1 protein-coding gene is annotated in these 2,256 nt (G+C 73.0%); it reads left to right on the top strand.

What is annotated here, in order from left to right; all coding sequences use genetic code 11:
- Nucleotides 1–2,254: autotransporter domain-containing protein (locus OXS49_RS33170; protein WP_267428742.1), on the top strand; the 2,254-nt coding region annotated here is incomplete at its 5' end.
- Nucleotides 2,255–2,256: the final 2 nt, after the last annotated feature.

Here is a 2,256-nt window from a genome sequence, read left to right as displayed (position 1 = left end):
CTACGACCTCGCCCAGGCGTTCACCAACCCGGCCTACATCGACAACGCCGCGGTGACCGGCACGGCGATCAACCTGCCCACCCAGTTCGTGAAGGCGCAGACCCAGCTCCAGGCCTACCTCGCCGCCCAGTGCGGCAACACCGTCGCGGCCTGCGCGGGCAGCGCCGCCAATCAGGTCAGCAATCCCTATGTCCCGTCCGCCGCCAACCAAGCCACCTACCAGAGCCGCCTGACCTACGGCCTGCCGACGCTGAGCTTCGCTCAAGGACCGCGCGAGCAGGCCCCCGCCAATGGCCCCGACGCGTCGATCCTGCTCGCGCCGCTCTACGGCGGCTCGACGACCGCCGCCCGCACCCTCGCGCCCAATGGCGGCCTCTACGGCCAGCTCTCGACGGGGACGATCAACCAGATCCTGGTCAACACCGAGACCAACGCGCTCGCCGCCTTCTACGGCAGCTCGCTCAGCTACTGGAGCCGCCTCGACCTCTATTCCGCCGCCGGCTACTTCGGGAACGTCACCGGCACCCTGACCATGGACGCCAGCGACCGCCTCGGCATCGACGTCGCCATCGGCCAGGGCGGCGCGCTTGCGGCCAACGGCACGATCACCGGCACCGTCGTCGTCGGCAGCGGCGGTCTGCTCGGCGGCTCGGGCACGCTCGGCGGGATCGGCGCGCTGTCAGGCGGCACCGTGTCGCCGGGCAACGCGATCGGCACGCTGTCCGTCACCGGCAACGTCGCCTTCGCGTCGGGCTCGACCTACCGGGTCGAGGCCAACGCCGCAGGCCAAGCCGACCGGATCACCGCCGGGGGCGTCGCCGCACTCGGGGGCGGCACCGTCCAGGTGCTGGCCGCCTCCGGCCGCTACAACCCGCGCACCACCTACACGATCCTGTCGGCCACGGGCGGCGTGTCGGGCCAGTTCGCGGGCGTCACGTCCAACCTCGCCTTCCTCAGCCCGGGCCTGCGCTACCTGCCCAACGAGGTCGACCTGACGCTCACCCGCAACGACGTGCCGTTCTCCGCCAGCACCACCAGCCGCAACGGCATCGCGGCGGCCAACGCCGTCCAGGCGGTCGGCGCCGGCCGGCTGTTCGACGCGGCGGTCGGCTTCACCACCGGCGAGGCGGAGAGCGGCTTCCGGGCGCTGGCGGGCGACATCCACGCCAGCACCGTCTCGACCGCCTACGAGACCGCCTTCTTCGTGCGCGAAGCCGTGCTCGACCGGCTGCGCTGGGGCAATCCCGGCACCGGGCTCGACTACGGCACCCTGCCGGCCACCTACACGGCCGACCTGCCGGGCCGGCAGCCGGTGGTGGCCAACGTGCCGGTGCGCACCCTCGACCCGCAGGTGTTCGGGCTCTGGGGCCAGGGCTTCGGTTCGTTCGGCACGGCCGATGGCGGCGGCAACGCGTTCGACCTCGACCGGCAGATCGCGGGCTTCGCGGCGGGCGCGGACATGCGCTTGGCCAACGGGCTGCGCTTCGGCGTGGTCGGCGGCTACACCGAAGCCTACCTCGACAGCGCCGGCCGGGTCGACGGCCAGAGCCGGGCGGAGAGCGCGACGCTGAAGAGCGGGTTCGGCGGCGTCTACGGCGGCTACGAGGTCGGGCCGCTGTCGCTGCGGCTGGGCGCGCTCTACGCCGACACGGATGCGCGCACGCGCCGGGCGGTGGCGTACGGGCTGTCCGACACGCTGAGCGGGCATGGCGGCGGCTCCACGATCCAAGGTTTCGGCGAGATCGGCTGGAAGATCCCGCTGGGTGAGCGGGCCGTGGCGGCTCTGGTGTCGAAGGACGGGGCCGCGGTCGCGGTGCAGCCGGCGGCGTCGTATGTCGAGCCGTTCGTGGGCGGAGCCTATGTCGGGATCCGGCGGGACGGGTTTACCGAGGCCGGGGGCGCGGCGGCGCTCGTGAGCTTCGCGCGTGACTACGACCTGGGCGCGGTGACCGCGGGCGTGCGGGCGCAGACGAGCCTGGATCTGGGTCTGGGCCTGCCGGTGACGCTGCGGGGCTTGGTCGGCTACCGGCGCGCGTTCGGGGACGTGGTCCCAACCGCGCTGCTGCGGTTCGGTTCGGGCGGCCCGGCGTTCCTGAGCGCGGGCGTTCCGATCGACCGGGACGCGCTGGTGGCACAGGTCGGGCTGGATCTGGCGGTGGCGCCGAACGCGACGCTCGGCGTGGCCTATACCGGCCAGACCGGCAGCCGCGCGCAGGACCAGGCCGTGAAGGGCAACTTCACCGTCCGGTTCTGAGG

The sequence above is a fragment of the Methylobacterium sp. GC_Met_2 genome (assembly GCF_026540795.1).
GTDB lineage: Bacteria > Pseudomonadota > Alphaproteobacteria > Rhizobiales > Beijerinckiaceae > Methylobacterium.
The sequence above is the reverse complement of the archived record's forward strand: the minus strand, read 5'-3'. Positions and strand labels throughout refer to the sequence as shown.